Source organism: Rothia sp. HMSC076D04, assembly GCF_001814645.1.
GTDB classification, from domain to species: Bacteria; Actinomycetota; Actinomycetes; order Actinomycetales; family Micrococcaceae; genus Rothia; species Rothia mucilaginosa.
The window spans coordinates 6653-7216 of sequence record NZ_KV817373.1 but is presented as its reverse complement, the minus strand read 5'-3'; the positions used below and the strand labels follow the sequence as shown (position 1 = coordinate 7216).

General features: G+C 63.7%; 1 protein-coding gene. It reads right to left on the bottom strand.

The window, feature by feature from the left end; all coding sequences use genetic code 11:
- A partial coding sequence (locus HMPREF2980_RS07890; protein ID WP_210399297.1) for an IS256 family transposase occupies positions 1-564 on the bottom strand: 564 nt, incomplete at both ends.

The following is a 564-nucleotide window of genomic DNA, read 5'->3' as shown; positions in this document are numbered from 1 at the left end:
AGTGGGTGCGGCATCGTTGCCAAGTGGCTCCGGGCAGGTTGGCGGCGATGGCCTCAACCAGGCCCAGATGGGCGTCACTGGTCACCAGGCGCACGCCGGTCAGGCCCCGGGCGACCAGGTCAGAGAAGAACTCGTTCCACGCCGGGCCGGTCTCGCTGGTGGATACGCGCACCCCCAGTACTTCGCGGTGTCCGTCATTGTTGACTCCGGTGGCAACCAGGACCGCGCACGAGACGACGCGTCCTCCTTCGCGCACTTTCATGGTGAGCGCATCAGCGGCAACGAAGGTGAAAGGCCCGGCATCGTGGAGGGGCCGGTTGCGGAACTGATCCACGTGCTCGTCCAGGTCGGCTGCCATGCGTGAGACCTGGGACTTGGACAGTCCTGTGATCCCCAGGGTTTTGACGAGCTTGTCCATACGGCGCGTGGATACTCCTGCCAGGTAGCAGTCAGCGACCACTGTGATCAACGCGGTTTCACAGCGTTTGCGCCGTTGCAGTAACCATTCTGGGAAGTAGGTACCTGAGCGCAGCTTGGGGATCGCCACGTCAATGGTGCCGACCC